The sequence below is a fragment of the Pseudomonas sp. Tof1 genome (assembly GCF_055390395.1).
The window spans coordinates 2341292-2357093 of the sequence record NZ_AP024344.1 but is presented as its reverse complement, the minus strand read 5'-3'; the positions used below and the strand labels follow the sequence as shown (position 1 = coordinate 2357093).

General features: G+C 65.9%; 18 protein-coding genes and 2 pseudogenes. 11 read left to right on the top strand and 9 right to left on the bottom strand.

The window, feature by feature from the left end; translation table 11 throughout:
- Nucleotide 1: 1 nt before the first annotated feature.
- Genes ACZ5KU_RS10910 through ACZ5KU_RS10900 form a run of 3 tightly spaced genes read right to left on the bottom strand, consistent with a single transcriptional unit; the run spans nucleotide 2 to nucleotide 2983 of the window.
- On the bottom strand, nucleotides 2–316 hold the full coding sequence (locus ACZ5KU_RS10910) for an AtuA-related protein (protein WP_193394233.1): 315 nt from the start codon (nucleotides 314–316) through the stop codon (nucleotides 2–4).
- Nucleotides 317–321: 5 nt separating this feature from the next.
- Nucleotides 322–1674 (bottom strand): acyclic terpene utilization AtuA family protein, encoded by a 1353-nt coding sequence (locus ACZ5KU_RS10905; RefSeq protein ID WP_054064211.1) that lies wholly within the window; start codon nucleotides 1672–1674, stop codon nucleotides 322–324.
- A gap of 16 nt (nucleotides 1675–1690) precedes the next feature.
- On the bottom strand, nucleotides 1691–2983 hold the full coding sequence (locus ACZ5KU_RS10900; protein WP_054061575.1) for a CitMHS family transporter: 1293 nt from the start codon (nucleotides 2981–2983) through the stop codon (nucleotides 1691–1693).
- Nucleotides 2984–3104: 121 nt separating this feature from the next.
- Here ACZ5KU_RS10900 and ACZ5KU_RS10895 point away from each other — a divergent pair, with 121 nt between their 5' ends.
- A complete protein-coding gene (locus ACZ5KU_RS10895) occupies nucleotides 3105–4037 on the top strand; it encodes a LysR family transcriptional regulator (RefSeq protein ID WP_464737131.1) in 933 nt (310 codons plus the stop codon).
- On the opposite strand, the gene ACZ5KU_RS10890 is transcribed toward ACZ5KU_RS10895, so the two are convergent.
- Nucleotides 3990–4904: a LysR family transcriptional regulator gene (locus ACZ5KU_RS10890; protein ID WP_054064209.1), complete on the bottom strand. Its 915-nt coding sequence runs from the start codon at nucleotides 4902–4904 to the stop codon at nucleotides 3990–3992. The two genes, ACZ5KU_RS10895 and ACZ5KU_RS10890, sit on opposite strands and share 48 nt — an antisense overlap.
- Before the next feature lie 344 nt (nucleotides 4905–5248).
- Between ACZ5KU_RS10890 and ACZ5KU_RS10885 the strand changes: the two genes are divergently transcribed.
- The 5 genes and pseudogenes from ACZ5KU_RS10885 (at nucleotide 5249) to ACZ5KU_RS10865 (ending at nucleotide 8450) form a co-directional block, all read left to right on the top strand.
- The gene (locus ACZ5KU_RS10885) at nucleotides 5249–6097 is read left to right on the top strand and encodes a TauD/TfdA family dioxygenase (RefSeq protein WP_464737130.1); all 849 of its coding nucleotides are present in this window, start codon (nucleotides 5249–5251) and stop codon (nucleotides 6095–6097) included.
- A 4-nt stretch (nucleotides 6098–6101) separates the two neighbouring features.
- Nucleotides 6102–6866, top strand: a complete 765-nt coding sequence (locus ACZ5KU_RS10880) for a sulfite exporter TauE/SafE family protein (RefSeq protein WP_054059104.1) — start codon at nucleotides 6102–6104, stop codon at nucleotides 6864–6866.
- 10 nt (nucleotides 6867–6876) lie between these two features.
- A pseudogene (locus ACZ5KU_RS10875) lies at nucleotides 6877–7355 on the top strand (YbaK/prolyl-tRNA synthetase associated domain-containing protein).
- Nucleotides 7356–7470: 115 nt separating this feature from the next.
- Nucleotides 7471–8049, top strand: coding sequence for a GNAT family N-acetyltransferase (locus ACZ5KU_RS10870; RefSeq protein ID WP_054059106.1), 579 nt, complete (start codon nucleotides 7471–7473; stop codon nucleotides 8047–8049).
- A 65-nt stretch (nucleotides 8050–8114) separates the two neighbouring features.
- Nucleotides 8115–8450 (top strand): lysozyme inhibitor LprI family protein, encoded by a 336-nt coding sequence (locus tag ACZ5KU_RS10865; RefSeq protein ID WP_054059102.1) that lies wholly within the window; start codon nucleotides 8115–8117, stop codon nucleotides 8448–8450.
- A 377-nt stretch (nucleotides 8451–8827) separates the two neighbouring features.
- Here ACZ5KU_RS10865 and ACZ5KU_RS10860 read toward each other — a convergent pair whose 3' ends face one another.
- Together ACZ5KU_RS10860 and ACZ5KU_RS10855 are read right to left on the bottom strand one after the other, a co-directional pair.
- On the bottom strand, nucleotides 8828–9700 hold the full coding sequence (locus tag ACZ5KU_RS10860) for an undecaprenyl-diphosphate phosphatase (protein ID WP_054059101.1): 873 nt from the start codon (nucleotides 9698–9700) through the stop codon (nucleotides 8828–8830).
- Between the two features lie 207 nt (nucleotides 9701–9907).
- Entirely contained in the window at nucleotides 9908–10051 is a 144-nt protein-coding gene (locus ACZ5KU_RS10855) for a hypothetical protein (protein WP_192842729.1), read from the bottom strand.
- 282 nt (nucleotides 10052–10333) lie between these two features.
- Here ACZ5KU_RS10855 and ACZ5KU_RS10850 point away from each other — a divergent pair, with 282 nt between their 5' ends.
- From ACZ5KU_RS10850 to ACZ5KU_RS10830, 5 genes and pseudogenes are all read left to right on the top strand, one after another.
- Nucleotides 10334–10654: a YXWGXW repeat-containing protein gene (locus tag ACZ5KU_RS10850; protein WP_054064207.1), complete on the top strand. Its 321-nt coding sequence runs from the start codon at nucleotides 10334–10336 to the stop codon at nucleotides 10652–10654.
- An 81-nt stretch (nucleotides 10655–10735) separates the two neighbouring features.
- Nucleotides 10736–11316: pseudogene (locus ACZ5KU_RS10845) on the top strand (RNA polymerase sigma factor).
- A complete protein-coding gene (locus ACZ5KU_RS10840; RefSeq protein ID WP_054064205.1) occupies nucleotides 11313–11750 on the top strand; it encodes a hypothetical protein in 438 nt (145 codons plus the stop codon). Before ACZ5KU_RS10845 ends, ACZ5KU_RS10840 begins: the two are co-directional and overlap by 4 nt.
- A complete protein-coding gene (locus ACZ5KU_RS10835; RefSeq protein ID WP_054064204.1) occupies nucleotides 11747–12220 on the top strand; it encodes a periplasmic heavy metal sensor in 474 nt (157 codons plus the stop codon). The genes ACZ5KU_RS10840 and ACZ5KU_RS10835 overlap by 4 nt, the downstream gene beginning before the upstream one ends.
- Nucleotides 12221–12310: 90 nt before the next feature.
- Nucleotides 12311–12520 carry a YXWGXW repeat-containing protein gene (locus ACZ5KU_RS10830; protein WP_054060818.1) on the top strand — a complete coding sequence of 70 codons (210 nt, stop codon included), beginning with the start codon at nucleotides 12311–12313 and terminating at the stop codon, nucleotides 12518–12520.
- A 118-nt stretch (nucleotides 12521–12638) separates the two neighbouring features.
- Here ACZ5KU_RS10830 and ACZ5KU_RS10825 read toward each other — a convergent pair whose 3' ends face one another.
- The 3 genes from ACZ5KU_RS10825 to ACZ5KU_RS10815 all read right to left on the bottom strand — a co-directional run bounded on the left by ACZ5KU_RS10825 (nucleotide 12639) and on the right by ACZ5KU_RS10815 (nucleotide 15739).
- Nucleotides 12639–12905, bottom strand: coding sequence for a hypothetical protein (locus ACZ5KU_RS10825; RefSeq protein ID WP_054060819.1), 267 nt, complete (start codon nucleotides 12903–12905; stop codon nucleotides 12639–12641).
- A 129-nt stretch (nucleotides 12906–13034) separates the two neighbouring features.
- A complete protein-coding gene (locus ACZ5KU_RS10820) occupies nucleotides 13035–14375 on the bottom strand; it encodes an ArnT family glycosyltransferase (protein ID WP_239688115.1) in 1341 nt (446 codons plus the stop codon).
- 131 nt (nucleotides 14376–14506) lie between these two features.
- Complete coding sequence (locus ACZ5KU_RS10815; protein ID WP_464737129.1) at nucleotides 14507–15739, bottom strand: diaminopropionate ammonia-lyase; 1233 nt, start codon at nucleotides 15737–15739, stop codon at nucleotides 14507–14509.
- Between the last annotated feature and the right edge of the window lie 63 nt (nucleotides 15740–15802).

The following is a 15802-nucleotide window of genomic DNA, read 5'->3' as shown; positions in this document are numbered from 1 at the left end:
CCTACTCGTCCAGCGGCATGTCCAGCAGTGCCGAACCCAGGCTCTTGCCATGGGCGTCCAGCGCCAGGGAGCGGGTCACGCCACCGCGCAGGATGCCCGGCAGCACGAAGTTCAGCGCCTGCACACCGGGCAGTTCGTAGCGCCGCACCGGCGCGGCGGCCGGGTCGCGCAGCTCGGCGAACCAGGCCGCCACCCGCTCCGCGGTCAGCCACGCGCACAGCCGCGGATAGTCTTCGGCGCGATAGGCGATCACCGAGATGTTCGAGGTGTCGCCCTTGTCGCCAGTACGCGAATGGGCCAGGGACCGCAGCTTCAAGGTACTCATTGCAGATCCTCCAGATGAACCCGGGCAACCAGGCTTTCGCGCGGCAGCAGCAACGACGCCACCGCCACCACCTGCCGTACGCTCTTGCTGGCACCACCGCCGCCGGAGGGGCCATTGGTGTACAGGGTTTCCACTTCATTGCCGACGCGCACCGCATCGGCCCGCCGGGCGCAACGGGCGGCCACCCGCAGGCGGACTTCCCAGGGCTCGGCCGCCGCGCGCTCGCCCAGGCGCTCGCCATGCAGCGAATCGACACCCATCAGTTCGGCCCGCACCTCCTCCATTTCAACGCCGATGATCCGCAGGCGCTCCAGCACCACCTCCCGCGCCAGCCGGGCACGGGCCAGTGCCCCGGGGCCGCCGTAGGACATCTGCCCCTCGCCGATCCAGCCGTCCAGGTAACCGACCGAGACCTTCAGCGACTGCGGCCGCGGCAGCCCGCTGGCGCCCTGTACCTGCACCCGGTCCGGGCCCTGCCCGGCAAAGCTCACCCGGGAAAAATCGGCGGTGACATCCGGGGTCAGGTAGGCCGCCGGGTCATGCACCTCGTAGATCAGCTGTTCGGCGCAGGTGGCACGATCCACCCGCCCGCCGCTGCCGGCGACCTTGGTGATGATCGCCCCGCCCTGCTCGTCGACCTCGGCCAACGGGAAGCCCAGGTAGGCCAGGCCCGGTACGTCCTTGATGCCGGGGTCGGCGAAGTAGCCGCCGGTGATCTGCCCGGCGCATTCGAGCAGGTGGCCGATCAGCGTGCCGCGCCCCAGGCGCGGCCAATCGTCCGCCGCCCAGCCGAACTCGAACAGTTGCGGGGCAAGGAACAGCGACGGGTCGGCGACCCGGCCGGTGATCACCACATCGGCATCCGCCGCCAGGGCCTGGACGATGCCCTCGGCGCCCAGGTAGGCATTGGCCGAGATCAGCCGCTCACCCAACTGCGCCAGCCGCAGGCCATTGTCCAACTGCCGCTCGGGCTCGGCCTGCAGGGCCGCCAGCACGTCATCGCCGGTCACCGCCGCCACCTTCAGCGCCGGCAGGCCCAGCTCGACGGCGATCCGCCGCACCTCCCGGGCCGCGGCCAGCGGGTTGGCCGCGCCCATGTTGGTGATGATCCGCAGCCGCCGTGCATTGCCGGCCACATAGGGCAACACCCGCTGCATGCGCTCGCGCAGCAACGGATCGTAGCCCGCCGCAGGGTCGCTCAGGCGGGCCTGCTGGGCCAGCGCGATGGTGCGCTCGGCCAGGCATTCGAACACCAGGTAATCCAGCTCGCCCTTGGCCGCCAGTTCCACGGCCGGCTCGATACGGTCGCCGGAGTAACCGGCACCGGAGCCGATACGCAAGGTTTTCATCGCAAAGCCCTTCATTTCAAAAGACGCCCAGAAGCAACGCCGTCAGGGTCATCAGCACCGAGGCGGCAAACAGGAATGGAATGGTGAAACGCTGGTGGTCGGCCAGTTCGATCTTGCACAGGCCCACCAGCAGGAAAGTCGCCGGGGTCAGCGGGCTGACCGGGAACCCGGTGGTGTGCACCCCGAGCAGCGAGGCCTGGGCCACCTGCAGCGGTTCGACCCCCAGGGCCTTGCCGACCTCGGCGATCACCGGCATCACCCCGAAGTAGAACGAGTCCGGGTCGAACAGCAGGCTCAGCGGCATCGACAACAGCCCGACCACCGTCGGGATCAGCTTGCCGTGCCCGGCGGGAATCTGCGCCACCGCCACTTCGGCCATGGCCTTGAGCATGCCGGTGCCCTGCATGATGCCGGTGAACACCCCGGCCGCCAGGAGAATGCTGGCCATGGTCAACGCGGTCCTGGCGTGGGCATCGATACGCTCGCGCTGGGCGTCGACGTTCGGGTAGTTCAGGCACAGGGCAACCACGGTGCCGAGCATGAACATCACCACCGGGTCGACCCAGCCGGCGATCATCACCACCATCACCAGCACGGTCAGCAGCAGGTTGGCCCAGAACAGCCGCGGACGCCGCAGGCGCTCCTCCTCGGCGCTGATCACCCGGGTCGGCACGCTGTCCACCGCCGCCCCGCCCCCCAGACCGAGGCGACGCTCTTCACGCCGGCCCAGCCACCAGGCGCTGGCGAACACAAAGAGCAGGCCGACGATCTGCACCGGGATCAGCGGCTGGAACAACTGCGCCACCGGCACGTGCAAGGCCGCCGAAGAGCGCAGCACCGGCCCGGTCCACGGCAGGAAGTTGACCCCGGCGGCCATCGCCGCAACGCAGGCCAGGATGCGCCGGTCGATGCCCAGGCGGGTATACAGCGGCAGCATCGCCGGCACCGTGACCAGAAAGGTCACCGCCCCCGAACCGTCCAGGTGCACCAGCAGCGCCAGCAGGGCGGTGCCGACGACGATCCGGCTCGGCCGGGTACCGACGGTACGCAGAATGCGATCGATGATCGGGTCGAGCATGCCGGCATCGGTCATCACGCCGAAGAACAGGATGGCGAAGACGAACATGCCGACCACCGGGGCGACGTTCTTGATACCGGTAATGATGAAGCCGCTGGTCTGCAGACCGAAGCCGCCGAGCAAGGCGGCAATGATCGGCAGGGCGATCAGGGCAACCAGGGGAGAGAGGCGCTTGCTCATGACAGCCGCAAGCAGACAGAGAATGGTGATGACACCCAGCGTGGCAAGCATGGGAAGACTCCAGTGAGCCGCTTCTTCAGGGAGCGGGCGGTTATTGTTTTCCCCGGAGTATTGAAAGGCGATTAAGCTTTGTAAATTGGAATGTTCACCGCCTTGTATTCGGAAAAACAGAATGAAGAATTCCATCCAGCATATTCGCGCCTTCCTCACCGTCGTGCGCGCCGGCAGCTTCACCCGGGCGGCGGATGAACTGCACCTGTCGCCGTCGGCGCTGACCGTGCAAGTGCAGCAGTTGGAAGACTGGCTCGGCGTCGCGCTGCTCGAGCGCAGCCCGCGTCAGGTCAGCCTGACCAGCGCCGGCCAGCAGGCCCGCGGGCCGATGGAGAAGCTGCTGCTGGACCTGGACAACATCGTCAACGGCTCCCGCGGCCTGGCCAGCCTGCAGCGCGGCGTGGTGACCATCGCCGCCCTGCCGTCGATCTGCTCCGGCGCCCTGCCGCCGGTGCTGCGAGCCTTTCGCGAAGCCTATCCGGGCGTCGAAGTGCGCCTGCGCGACGTGGTCGCCCAGCGCATCGATGCCCTGGTGCGCGACAACGAGGTCGATTTCGGCCTCGGCGTGCGGGCGCGGCTCAGTCATGGCCTGGACTTCGAGGTGGTGATGGTCGACCGGCTCTGCCTGTTCGTGCCCGAGCAGCATCCGCTGGCGCGCAGGAAACGGGTACGGCTGGCAGACCTCAGCGGCCAGCCGATGATCCTCACCGGGCGCGACAGCAGCGTGCGCGAGCGGGTCGAGCAATTGTTCGACGAGCAGCGCCTGACCCTGGTCCCGGGGCTGGAGGCCAACTACATGTCCACGGTGCTGGCATTGGTGCGCCAGGGGCTGGGCATGACCCTGTTGCCGGAGTCGGTGGACGACCGCCTCAGCGGCCTGATCCGCCTGCCGGTGGAACACGCCGGCGTCAGCCGCGAGATCGGCCTGATCACCCGCGCCGGGCAGACCCTGGGGCCGGCGGCGGCCCGCTTCAGCGCGCTGGTGCGCGAACGCTTCGCCCTCGGCTCAGAACCGAGTGACGTTGTCGCCGAAGGTCCGGATCAGTTCCAGTAGCATCTTCACCCGCAGCGGCAGGTTGCCGGCCGGGTACACCGCATGCATCTGCGGGTTCTCGCCGCCGCTGGAGGTCAGTCGATACTCGGGAAACACCCGCACCAGCCGCCCCTGCTCGACCTCCGGCTCCGCCAGCCAGTCGGCCAGGCGGGCAATCCCCACCCCGGCCAACGCGGCCTGAAACACCGCGGCGCCCGAACTGAAGCGAAATTTCGGATGCACTCGGTAGCTGATGGCCTGCTGCTCATTGCGAAAATTCCACTCCTTAAGAATCCGCGGGGCGGTGTGCAGAATCAGCGAATGACGGTCCAATGCCTCGATCGAGTCGGGCGTGCCGCACCGCTCCAGGTAGGCGGGGCTGGCATACAGGTAGCGGGCATAGCTCCATAGCGGAAAACCGATCAGGTCGCTGGATTGCGGAAAGGCACCGCGGATCGAGAAGTCCAGCTTGCTCCTGGCCGGGTCGATGGTTTCGTCGGTGAAGATCACGTCGATGTTCACCTGCGGATAACGCTCGCAGTACTGGGCGATCAGCCTGGGCATGACCCCGTGACCGAGAAACTCCGGCGCCGAAAAGCGGATCCAGCCGTTGGCCAGGCCGCTGATACCGGCCAGGTCTTCGTCGGCCTCACGTTGCAGATCCAGCATTTTGTAGGCGTGGGGCAACAGCCGCTCGCCGGCCTCGGTCAGGCTCACCGCATTGGCCGAGCGATTGAACAGCTTGACCCCGGCGCTCTCTTCGAGGGCCTGAACGGCACGGGTCACAGAGCTTGGCGAACGCCCCAGAGTCCGCGCCGCGGCGATGAAGCTGCGCTTGCGCGCCACCGTCGCGAAGGCTTCGAGCTCACCCAACAGATCCAGTGCCATCACTCACCTCGTTGCACTTTTCGCAACGTGGTATTGCAACACAAAAAGGTCCCTTCCGTTAGCCTTCGCGCTTAACCCACAGGGACGTAGGAATAGAGGAGCAAAGGACGTGTCAAAACTGAATGAGGCTGTCAGGCATTCGGCTAGCCGAATCAGCGAGCAAAGCCCGCACTGGCTGGTTCGAAATGCCCCGGCGCCCACTCTGCAGGCCCTGCCCGAAATCCATCTATCATTCACCGAGCAACGACAATTGCAGGCAGCGCTCACTCCCCTGGCCATCCGCGACAGCGCCTCGGGCATCGACCGGATGCCGGTGCTGCAACGTCTGCTGGAAAACGTCCTGAGTGCCGAAAAACACCAGGTGCTGCGCGACTTCCCCAGTCGGATGCGGGGCGCTGATCGTCCGCGGCCTGCCGGTCGACCCGCAGTTGCCGGCCACACCCTACGACGACGAACCCGGCATCGAAGAGCTGCCGGTGCTGGCCGGTGCGATCCTGTCCGTGCTGGCGGCGTTGGGCACCCGCCCCGTGGGCTATGCCGGGGAGAGCGACAACACGGTGTTCCGCCACGTCTCGCCCAAGCAGGAGTGCGAGACCGAAGCCAGCTCCTTCGGCTCGCGCCTGGGCCTGGGCATGCACGTCGACAACCCGCACCTGCCGCTGACCTGCGAACCGCTCGACGGCCTCTCGGCCTGCCCCGAGTACCTGACCCTGACCGGCCTGCGTTGCGAACTGGACGTGCCCACGCGCATCGTCGCCATCCGCGACGTGCTGGACATCCTGCCGGACTTCGTCGAACAGGAACTGCAGCGGCCAAACTTCAGCGTTCGCCGGCCGGACTCGTTCGGCCAGGAGGGCAACGTGCTGGAAAACGTTCCGCTGCTCTACCAGCCGCCAGCCGGCGGCCTGCATTGCCGCTACAACAAGGCGGCGGTCAGCGCGACCACCGCCAACGCCGACTTTGCCATGCAACTGTTCTCGGCCACCGCCAACCACCCCGATGTCATCCGGCACATCCTGCTGCAGCCCGGCGACATGCTGATTTTCAAGAACCAGCAGACCCTGCACGCCCGGGATGGCTTCACCCCGCGCTACGACGGCCGCGACCGCTGGATGATCCGGGTGTTCGGGGTCGACGATCCGGCGCGCGTGGTACCGCTGGACCCGAACCAACCCTTTATCGTCAGAGCCTGATTTCATGTTTGATATCGTCATCCTTTGCTGCTTCGCCTTCGCCGCCGGCCTCATCGACGCGGCGGTCGGCGGCGGCGGACTGATCCAGATCCCCGCGCTGTTCAACGTGCTGCCCTCCGCCCCACCAGCCGCCCTGCTGGGCACCAACAAGGTCGCGGCCGCCTGCGGCACGACCTTCGCGGCGCGCTCGTTCGTGCGCAAGGTGGTGATCGACTGGAGCCTGGTGATCCCGGCGGCCGGGGCGGCATTCGTCATGTCGTTCTTCGGCGCGGCCACCGTCTCGGCGGTGCCGCAGTCGGTGGTACGCCCGGCGGTGCTGGTGATGATCGTGGTGATGGCGCTCTACACCTTCTGGAAAAAGGACTTCGGCGCCCTGCACAAGCCGATGCGGATCGGTACCCGGGAAAAACTGCTGGCGGTGCTGATCGGCGGCGCCATCGGTTTCTACGACGGCCTGTTCGGCCCCGGTACCGGCAGCTTCCTGATCTTCCTGTTCATCCGCTGCTTCGCCTTCGACTTCCTGCACGCCTCGGCCTCGGCCAAACTGGTGAACATCGCCACCAACGTCGCCGCGCTGGTGTTCTTCATCCCCACCGGCAACGTCCTGTACCTGGTGGCGCTGCCGATGGCGCTGTTCAACATCCTCGGCGCCCTGACCGGCACCTGGCTCGCGGTGCGCCGGGGCGTGCCGTTCGTGCGCGCGCTGTTCCTGGTCTTGCTGGTGATTCTGATCAGCAAGCTTTCGTACGACCTGATCAAGCCCTTCTGAGGAAAAGCCCATGCCTGCCGTTTTCGATCGACTGGTCAGCCTGCTGGACAGCCACGGCGCCCGCTACCGCGTCATGCAGCACGATGCCGAAGGGCAGTCGATGCGGGTCTCGCAAATCCGTGGCACCGAACCGGGCCAGGGGGCCAAGGCCATGCTCTGCGCCCTCAAGGGCCAGGGCGAACGCTATGCCCTGGCGATCCTGCCGGGCGACCACCGGCTCGACATGAAAAAGCTCGGTGCCGCCCTGGGGGCAAGAAGGCCGAACTGGTGAAGGCCGAGACCGCCATGGCCCTGACCGGCTGCCGGATCGGCGCGATTCCGCCGTTCGTGTTCGACGAGCGGATCGAACTGATCGTCGACCCGAGCCTGACCCGGCGCTACGCCGAGATCGCTTTCAATGCCGGGCGCCTGGACACCTCGATGATTCTCGCCAGCGATGACTACCTGGCGATCACCCGGCCGCAACTGGTCGATATCAGCCAGGCCTAGGGCCGGGCGATTGGTACGGGTGTTTTCCCTGCAAATGGCCCTTGCCAAGGCGTGGCGGGCTGACTGTAATGCGCAGGGAACCACCGCCTGAGCCCTCGCCGTGAAAAACCTCCTGCTGACCCGTAGCCTGGAAGGCCAGCGCCTGCTGCTGCGCCCGTTGCAAGCCGATGACGCCGACGCCCTGGTACGGGCCGCGCAAGACGGCGAGTTGTGGAACCTGCCCTTCACCGTGGTGCCGTCGCAGGCCACCGTCGCGGCGTACATCGGCACGGCCCTCGCCGGCCGCGAAGCCGGCACGGTGATGCCCTTCGCCATCGTGCTCAAGGACACCGGTGAAGTCATCGGCTCCACCCGGTTCTGGAAGATCGACCGCCACTACCGCAAGCTGGAAATCGGCAGCACCTGGATCTCGACGCGCTGGCAGAAGAGCTTCGTCAACACCGAGGCCAAGTACCTGATGCTGCGCCATGCCTTCGAGGACCTGGCGTGCGTGCGGGTGCAGTTCACCACCGACGAAATCAACGCCCGCTCGCGCGCGGCGATCCTGCGCCTGGGCGCCCAGCAGGAAGGCATCGTGCGCAACGAGCGGATCATGCCGGACGGGCGCAAGCGCAACTCCGTGCGTTTCAGCATCATCGACGAGGAATGGCCGCAGGTGCGCGATCGGTTGCAGGCACGCCTGCTGCGCGACTAAGGGAGCCAATCACCTCCGGCCCGGTCTGATGAACACCGAGGCACACCCGAACAGCAGGCACCCGCATGAAAAAATCTTTAGGGGCATTGGCCGCCCTCCCCCTGTTTATCGCCACGGCCCAGGCCGCCAGCTTCGACTGCGGGCGGGCCAAGCAGCCCACTGAAATCGCCATCTGCAGCGACCGCCAACTGAACGACCTCGACGTCGAGATGGCCACCACCTACCGCCTGCTGCGTGGCCTGTTCGCCATGGGAAACCGTGGCGCGATGCAGGATGAACAGGTGGCCTGGCTGCAGGAACGCAACGCCTGCGGCAGCGACAACGCGTGTCTCCAGCGCCAGTACGAGAAACGCCTGACGCAGTTGAAAGCGCGTTATGACCGCATCGAAAAACCGCTCTGAAGCCTTGCCGGACGTGGCTTTGAGGTAAAACATCTTTCACTGTGCCAGACAGCCTGCCTGTTTATAGTGAACCCGCTCCTTTGATGAACCTCCCATTGAGCCCGCCCGCATGCGGGCTTTTTTTTCAGCGGTGCTGCCACTTCCGGCAACGTACCGCCAAGGCGAAACCAATCCGCCAGCGCAACGCTCAAACGCTCAACTCCCAGCCAGAGAGCGCCCCCTTGAAAGCACCCCGCGACGCCCTGTCCTGGTCATGGACCCGCGTGGTGCAACGGGTGGGCAGTCACGAACAGGGGTATCTGGAGCATTGCCGGCGCTATGCGCTGGGAACGGACAAATGACCCGGCGTCCCGTCAGGGCGGCGCCGGGGCATTGAATCAGGAGAGGAAACCCTGCTGGACGGCGACGATCAGGAAGATCCCGAGGGCCGCACGGTAGATCACGAACGGCCAGGTGGAGAAACGCTCGAGGAAACGCATCAGGCCCCAGATCGCCACGAAGGCCGAGACGCTGGCGACCACGATGCCGAACAGCAGGTGGCCCCAGGCCTCGGTCGGAATCTGCGCATGGTGCAGCACCCACAGCTCCTTCAAGCCGGCCAGGGCGATTGCCGGCAGGCCGAGCAGGAACGAAAAGCGCGCCGCCTCTTCGCGCTTGAAGTTGAGAAACAGCGCCGCCGTCAGGGTCGAGCCGGAGCGCGAAACGCCCGGGATCAGCGCGCCGATCTGGGCGATGCCGACGATCAGCGCATCACGCAGGCGCATTTCACCGACCACCCGCTGGTGCCGACAGGTGAACTCCGACACCGCCAGCAGCAGCGCCATCACCAGGCAGGACACGCCGATCACGGTCAGACCACGCAGGGGCGAATCGCAGGCGTTGAGCGTGGAAGACAGGGCCAGGCCGGCGATACCGATCGGAAGGGTCGCCAGGATGATCGCCACCGCCAGCTTGAACCACTGGCTGTCGAAGTCGCCCTGGCGAACCGCCGTGACACTGCCGCCCACCACGTCGCGCACATCGCGCCAGAAATAGCTGACCACCGCCGCCAGCGCCGCCAGTTGCATGGCCGCCGAGAACGCCGAGCCCGGGTCCTGCCAGCCGAGCACCGCCGGAACGACACGCATGTGGGCAGTGGAGGAAATCGGCAGCAGTTCGGTGATGCCCTGGATGATGCCGAGAATGCCGATCTGTAGGTAGTTCAGGGAAGCGAAGCCGATATCGAGGCCGGCGGAGCAGACGTTAGACAAGATGAGTTCCTGAAAAGGGCGAGGGGTTCACGGTCTTCGCACAGGCGCGCAGCAGCGCCTTGAAGCGCAGACACAGTGCGGCGAATGATGGGCCGGTTCTCGCCGAATTTCCAGTTAAAACAAAAGCAAAAAGGCAAGCAGTAAACTAATTCTATTTATGTCAAAGCCGACCCCAGGCGCTCCGCACCCTGGGGCCGGGACGTCCGGTCAGACCGCCGCCTCCTGCGTCGAATGGGCGACAGCGCCGTAGTAGCGCCAGCAGCAATGGTCCCGGTGCCCCGGCAGAATCACACAGCCGCTGAGGCTCAGCAGCAGGACCGCGGCAACGAGCAGCGAGAGACGACGAGACATGGTGGTATTCCTCAGGGTGCGGTGGATAGAGCCGCTGCACGGACGACGCCACAGCGCCTGCCGATGGTCAACGGTTACCGGTTGAACGCGGGCACCTGGAGAAATCCGTCGCACCCCTCGTACGATTTCATCAACGCCGTGGCCACCCTGGGTAATACTTCTTCCCGACACGGCGGAAAAGCCCGCGAAAAATTTTCGGTTTTGCCGCGACGGATTTTTTCGGCGTCCTGCGTTCAACCCATCAGCAGCGTTCACTTTCGTCCGCCGCATGAAGGAGTTGTCATGAGACCTGCACGACCTCTGGCCACATTTCGCCTTGCCCTGCTCATTCCCCTGGCATTCGCGGCCCTGACCAGCACCCCGACCTTCGCCCAGCCCGAGATCATCATTCGCGAGGCACCGCCGCCCATGCGCGTCGAAGCCATTCCTGTCGAACGCCCCGGCTACGCCTGGGATCGCGGGCACTGGCGCTGGGAAGGCCGCGGCTACGTCTGGGAGCCGGGCCACTGGCAGCGCGTGCGCTACAACGCCCGCTGGGAACCGGGCCACTGGGCGCCGCGCGGGCCGAACTGGGTGTGGGTCGAAGGCCACTGGATCCGCTGAATGCAAGCCCCCGGCGGCGCGCACCGCAGCCGGGCCATCCGCTCAATCCGAAGCTGAGCCACCGGACCGGGATTTGCCATATTGAAAGAAACTGATCCGGACGTTGAATTGCTGGCCCGCATCGGCAACAACGAACCGGCGGCCGTCAACGAGATGGTGTCGCGCAAGCTGCCCCGTCTGCTGGCGCTCGCCGCGCGGATCCTCGGCGATGCCGAAGAGGCACGGATGTGGCCCAGGAGAGCTTCCTGCGCATCTGGAGGCAGGCGGCGAACTGGCGCAGCGGCGAAGCGCGCTTCGACACCTGGCTGCACCGGGTCGCGCTGAACCTCTGTCACGACCGTCTGCGCCGGCGCCGGGAACGTCCGCTGGCCGACGACGAGGAGCCGATCGAGGTGCCCGACAGCACGCCGGCGCCCGACGAACAACTGGAAGCGGCCGCCCGCAGCGAACAGATGGCCGCGGCGTTGGCGGCGTTGCCCGAACGGCAGCGCGAAGCCATTGTGCTGCAGTATTACCAGGAGCTGTCGAACATCGAAGCCGCGGCCCTGATGAACATCAGCGTCGAGGCACTGGAGAGCCTGCTGTCGCGGGCCCGGCGCAACCTGCGCGGCCACCTTGCCGAGACGCTCGGCGATGCCGGACTGGGGAGGGAAAGACGATGACGCCCGAACGATTCGCCCAACTGGCCGAGGCCTACGGCGCAGACCTGCGGCGCTGGCCGGCTACCGAGCGGGCCGGCGCCGAGGTATTGCTCGAACAGCGCGACAGCAGCGCCCTCGCCGCCCTCGATCAGGCGCGCCTGCTCGACAACCTGCTGGACAGCCACCAACTGCCGGCACCGGACCCGGCCCTGATCCGCCGGATCCGTCTCTCGGCCGGCCAGAACCGCGCGCCCTCCTTCTGGCAGCGCTATGCCGGCTGGCTGTCTCCGGCCGGCGTCGTCGGCGTCGGCGTGGCCGGGATCGCCGCCGGCATCCTGGTGGCCTCCCTGAGCCTGCCGTTGCCCCTGCATTCCGCCGAAGTGCTGCCCAGTGTCTTCGACCACGGCGATGCCGACATCGTCTTTACCGTCAACGCCGAGGAAACCGAGCAATGACCCCACCCAAGTACCTGAAGCCGCTGCTGGCCGTGTCATTGCTGCTCAATGTGTTCCTGATCGGCGGCGTCGGCGGCGGCCTGTATCACTGGCTGGTCAACGCCCGGCCGGCCGAGGTCGCGGTCAACCAGCATGGCTTGCGTCAGGCGCTGATGCAGTTGCCCGAGCCGCGGCGCAAGCAACTGCGCCAACTGCTCAGGCAGAACCAGGCGAACAGCCAGCCGCTGGTCCTGGCCGGGCGTGAAGCGCGCCAGGACGTGATCCGCCAGCTGGAAGCCCCGACCCTGGACCGCAACGCGCTGCTGGCCGACCTGGCCCGGGCCCGGGAAGCGGACAACTCGCTGCGGGTGCTGATCGACAACACCCTGGCGGACTTCGCCGACAGCCTGCCGCTGGATGAACGCCAGGAACTGGGCAAGGCCTTGTACCAGCACGGGCAGGCCAAGGCGAAAATCGCCCGAAAGGAGTGATGACCGCGACGGATTGCGCAGGCCCATGCGTTTAACCGACAGAAGCCCGCCAACCGGGCGTCGGCCCTATCGTCACCCAGGAATCACGCCATGTCCCGAATACTCAAGAGCACCCTCGCCGCCGCCCTGGTGGCGGCCACCCTGTCCGGTTGCGTCGTCGAGCCGGTTCATCCACGCCGCCCGCCACCGATTGTCGAGGTCGTCCCGGTGGCCCCGGCGCCGGGCTACCACTGGGTCGCCGGGCACTACCGCTGGGGTCGCGGCCAGTGGGTCTGGGTGCCGGGGTATTGGCGGTACTGATAGGAGCTGGTGATCTAAAAACGAACAGCAAGACCTGACGACCGATGAGCGCAAGGCACTGCGAGCAATCATCGAACAGGGGAGAACGCCAGCCGGCACCGGGCCGCGTGGCTGCCGGCTAGAGGTCGTCCTGGCCCCCATCCCTGTGCCCCGCTTCCAGGGCGGCGACCTCCTCCACCCGGTCCATCTCGCTGCGCACCACATCGCACAGGTCCTCGCAACAACGGAAGTAGGCACGCTCGGCAATCTTGACCGCCTTGAAGCCCTCCTCCAGCGCTTGCGGTTGCGTCTTGCTCAGGGAGGCCACCGTCAACCGCCAGGCTGCGCGGGCACTGTCCCTGGCCGCCAGATAGGGCTTCAAGCGTTCCGAGTCGATCATCGTCATGGGTGGCTCCTGCCGGGGGCGCTCAACTGTTGTCTGTCTGCAATCAATGTAGTGCGGATCAGGATTATTGCCTCCCTATTTGCGCCCCACCGCCGTCACCGCCAAGCGATCGACCGCACTGACAACGTCTTACCAGAACCAGTACGGCAGAAACTTCGGCGTCGGCTCGTTCGCCAACTCCAGGTGATAGGTGATGGAGTTGAAGAAGAAGGCATCCAGCGCGAGGAACGTGGCGACACCGAACGACAGGATGATCAGTTCACGATGCCGATGTTCGGCGCAGTGTTTGCCAAGCAGATGACGGGCGACCAGCAGCACGGCCAGACTGCCGAGCACGGCGGGATAGTTGGGCAGGAGTGGATGCACCGCGAAGAAGTTATAGGCAAAGACAAACGCAACCAGTCCAAGGCCAATCCACGGCAGCCTCAGGCAAAAACGCAGCAAGCCGTTCTTCGCCCCCTCGAACAGACCGCTCCTGTCGACGAAGATATACGCCGCCAACATGGAAATCGCTGGCGTGATCGACAGGATATAGCGGGCCTTCTTCGCGTTCGGGATGGTGAAAAACAGGATCAGCGCCATGAACCACGCCGCCAGGTAAAACAGCAAGGCGGTATCGCTCTTGCCAGGCGCGCGAAAGAACGTCTTGTACTTGCGCGCGACGACATACAGCGTGAAAAACACCGTCACGCCATAAGTCACCAGGCCGCTGCTGAAGTAGAAGTAGTAGCGCGGCGCATGGCCGCCGGCGAGGCGATCCAGCCCCTGCATCATCAGCACGTCGTGCAGGAAATCCATTCCCCCCTGCACATAGGCGGCCCACGACAGCAAGGCGACTGCGGCGACCAAAATCAGCCCGGACAGCAGCGAAAACAGCCCCAGCGCACGCCACTGCCGGCTCAGCAGGTAGTAGCAGCCGACCACGATCGACGGCCCGATCAGGCCGATAGGCCCGCGAAACGCAAAGCCCAGCGCCAGCCCGAGAAACACCAGGGGCAGCCGTGAAGGGTCCTGTTTCACATCACCGCGATACACCAGGTAAAAGCAGATCAGCGTAAACAGCGCCGGATAGACATCCAGTGCCAGCGAGTTGACGCTGTCGAGGAATGACCAGGTGAATAATGAAAAAAGTGCCCCGTACAGTCCCCACTTGCGGTCGTGCAATGCACCCAACTTGTAGATGAACACCAGTATCAGGGCGGCCGTGATGCAATAAGGCAGGCCCATCGACAACACCGAGACCCGACCGAAAGGCAGGGACACCAGATACATCAGCAGCGTATTGGCAATCGTGTAGTCGGGATAAGGCTTCAAGTCGTCGGCAATGGGAAACAGCGTCACGCCGTGATACAGCATGTATTCGGCGAAATCGACGAAGCGGGTGGTGTAATTGAGAATGGCGGGCTTGTACTGCAGGCCCATGAACACCATCAGCGAGAGCAGGAAAATACTCAGACAGGGCTTCTTCATGACCCGTCCGGTCAAGGCGTCCATAGCGTCAGGGCTTCCAAAAAAAGGCTGATGTTACAGCGGCCCTGGATGGAACACCATGAACATCCGCAGCGCCGGGCGCTGTCGCCATCATTCGACAGCCTGCTCCTTCAAGTGGCGGCGCCTGGGCAATGCGGCGTCCAGGCGTGCTGGCGCTCCAGCACGGCGTCGGCGGTTTCACCCAGCAACTCGGCGTACACCCCGGGAGCGGTGGCGCCTTCGGTGTTGATTATCAGCACCCGTGAGTTCGCATCGAGGCCGACTGCCGCCGCACCACCCTCCTTGACCAGGCGTACGAGCCCGGCCAACCCGGCGACACCGGACTCGCCCGCCACCAGCGGGATGTCGCCGGCACTGCCAGCCGCCAGCCGCCCCATGGCCGCCACCGCCTCGTCGTCCTTGATGGTCATGAAGAAATCGACACAAGGCTCAAGGAACCGCCAGGCCAGCGGCGAGGTTTCCCCGCAGGCCAGGCCCGCCATCACCGAGTCCACCGAGCCGGTGGCTTTCGCCGGCTTGCCGTGCAAGGCGCTCTGGTACAGGCAGTCGGCCTGCTCCGGCTCGACCATGACGAAGCTCGGGCGCTGCGCCCCCTGCTGCTGCCACAGGTAGCTGGCGATACCGGCGGCCAGGCCACCGACACCGCCCTGCAGGAACACATGGGTAAACGCCGGAACCTGCGCATCGGCGGTGGCCTCGACGATTTCCGCAGCGATGGTGCCGTAGCCCTGCATCACATCGCGGGGGATCACTTCATAACCTTCGTAGGAGGTGTCGGAGACCACGGTCCAGCCATGGGCCCGCGCCAGTGCCGCGGCCTCCTGCACCGACTCGTCGTAGTTGCCGGCGATGCGCACGATGGTCGCGCCATAGGCGGCAATCGCCTGTTCGCGCTCGATGCCGACATGGGCATGCAGGACGATCACACAGCGGCAACCGATGCTCTGCGCCGCGGCCGCCAGGCCCTTGCCATGGTTGCCGTCGGTGGCGCTGATCACGGTGAAGTCCGCCAGTGCCTCGGCGTACCGGCCGTCGAGCAGTTTGTGCGGCTCCAGGCGCCGTTCGGGAAAGGTGCCCAGGATCAGCCGCAGCAAGGCGACCGGCGCCCCCAGCGCCTTGAAGCTGCCCAGCGGCGACCGCACCGACTCGTCCTTGACCGACAGGTGCGCAATGCCCAGTTCCCGGGCCAGGTCGGGCAGCGAATACAACGGCGTGGCGCCGGCATTCAGACGCTTCCAGGGCGCCAGCCACTGGCGGCTCTCCTGGGCCTTGGCGATGCTCATCAGCGACTGGAGCGAATCGGGGTACGGCTGGCGGGTGGCCTTGGGGTTGGCGATCAACATCAGGAGCTCCTGTTGAGAGGCAAAGGGGGACCGATACCGCTGGACGCGATGTTCAGCGGCTCG